General features: G+C 65.7%; 2 protein-coding genes. Both read left to right on the forward strand.

Annotated features, from left to right (window positions below; genetic code table 11):
- On the forward strand, positions 1–694 hold a 694-nt coding region (locus tag EOA29_RS33630; protein ID WP_145969958.1), incomplete at its 5' end, for a DeoR/GlpR family DNA-binding transcription regulator.
- Positions 695–830: 136 nt separating this feature from the next.
- A partial coding sequence (gene aspS, locus EOA29_RS33635) for an aspartate--tRNA ligase (RefSeq protein ID WP_189479076.1) occupies positions 831–2,277 on the forward strand: 1,447 nt, incomplete at its 3' end.

The following is a 2,277-nucleotide window of genomic DNA, read 5'->3' on the forward strand; positions in this document are numbered from 1 at the left end:
GGGCGAGCGCGCCAGCCGCTTCGGCGTCTCGGAAGACACGGTGCGGCGCGATCTGCGGGAACTCGCCAAGGCCGGCCAGTTGCGTCGCGTCTATGGCGGAGCGGTCACTTTGGCGCCGTTCGCCGCGGCAACGATCAGCCAGCGCAGCAGCCATGCGGTCGAGGAGAAGCTGCGCCTGGCCAAGGCTGCGGTAGGCGTGCTCGTCGCCGGCCAGACCCTGTTCATCGACGGCGGCACGACCAATGAGGCGATCGCCAGGGCGATCCCGCGCGACATCGAGCTGACGGTAGCCACCAATTCGCTGGGCGTGGCAACGGCTCTCGCCGATCTTCCCCTGGTCGAGCTGATCGTGCTCGGCGGCCGGTACGTCCGCGACCTCGGCACCTGCGTCGGCGGCGACACGCTGACCGCCGTGGCGCAACTCGGCGCGGATCTGTTCTTCCTCGGCTCCTGCGGCCTTGATGCCTCGCGCGGCGTCACGGCTTTCGATTCGGCCGAAGCCGAGGTGAAGCGCGCCATGGCGAAAAACAGCGCCGGCATCGTCATTGCCGCTACCAACGACAAACTCGCCACTGCCGCGCCGTATCGTGTCGCCGCACCCGACGCGATCCGCCATCTGGTGGTGGAAAGAACGGCGCCCGCCGCCATCCTCGCCGATTTCCAGCGGCAGGGCGCTGAAATCCGCTTCGCGTGAACGCCCAAAGTCGCCAGCCTGTATGGCCGCTTGCCCTGTGTGACCGCTTGCCTTGACAAAGCCGGCCTCTCATGCGCTTTTCGCGCCAATTTTCGAGCCGGGCTTTCGCCCGCAATTCCGGACTCCACCAATGACAATGCATCGTTACCGCAGCCACACCTGTGCCCAATTGAGAAAGAGCGACGTCGGCAATTCCGTACGCCTGTCGGGCTGGGTGCATCGCGTGCGCGACCATGGCGGGCTGCTCTTCATCGACATGCGCGACCATTACGGTCTGACCCAGATCGTCGCCGATCCGGATTCACCGGCCTTCAAGATCGCCGAGACCGTGCGTGGCGAATGGGTGATCCGCGTCGACGGCGAGGTCAAGGCGCGCCTGCCGGAGACGGTGAACCCCAACCTGCCGACCGGCGAGGTCGAGGTGTTCGCGCGCGAGATCGAGGTGCTCTCGGCGGCCAAGGAATTGCCGCTCCCGGTCTTCGGCGAGCCGGACTATCCGGAAGACATCCGTCTGAAATACCGCTTCCTCGACCTGCGTCGCGAGACGCTGCACAAGAACATCGTGGCGCGCACGAAGATCATCGCCGAGATGCGCAAGCGCATGGACGAGGTCGGTTTCACCGAATTCTCGACGCCCATCCTCACCGCCTCCTCGCCGGAGGGAGCGCGCGACTTCCTGGTGCCGTCGCGCATCAATCCCGGCACCTTCTACGCCCTGCCGCAGGCGCCGCAGCAGTACAAGCAGCTGATCATGGTCTCCGGCTTCGACCGTTATTTCCAGATCGCGCCCTGCTTCCGCGACGAGGACCCGCGCGCCGACCGCCTGCCCGGCGAGTTCTACCAGCTCGATCTCGAGATGAGCTTCGTCGAGCAGGATGACGTGCTCTCCACCATGGAGCCGGTGCTTCGCGGCGTCTTCGAGACCTTTGCCGCTGGCAAGCCGGTGACCCAGGAATTCCGCCGTATCCCCTTTGACGTGGCGATGCGGACTTACGGCACCGACAAGCCGGACCTGCGCAATCCGATCGAGATCCAGGCGGTCTCGGATCATTTTCGCGATTCCGGCTTCAAGGTCTTCGCCAGCATCCTGGCCAATGATGCGAAGGCCGAGGTGTGGGCTATCCCGGCCAGGACCGGCGGCAGCCGCGCCTTCTGCGACCGCATGAACTCCTGGGCGCAGAGCGAAGGCCAGCCGGGCCTCGGCTACATCTTCTGGCGCAAGGAGGGAGACAAGCTCGAAGGCGCCGGCCCGATCGCCAAGAACATCGGCGAGGAGCGCACCGAGGCGATCCGCCAGCAGCTCAGCCTTGCCGATGGCGATGCCGCCTTCTTCGTCGCCGGCGATCCGAAAAAGTTCGTCGCCTTCGCGGGCGCGGCGCGCACGCGCGCCGGCGAGGAACTGAACCTCGTCGACCGCGACCGCTTCGAGCTGTGCTGGATCGTCGACTTCCCGTTCTTCGAATGGAACGAGGACGAGAACAAGATCGACTTCGCCCACAATCCGTTCTCGATGCCGCAGGGCGGCATCGATGCCCTCAGCGGCCAGGAGCCGCTCGGCATCAAGGCGTTCCAGTACGATATGG

Source organism: Mesorhizobium sp. M1E.F.Ca.ET.063.01.1.1, from assembly GCF_003998155.1.
Lineage (GTDB): Bacteria > Pseudomonadota > Alphaproteobacteria > Rhizobiales > Rhizobiaceae > Mesorhizobium.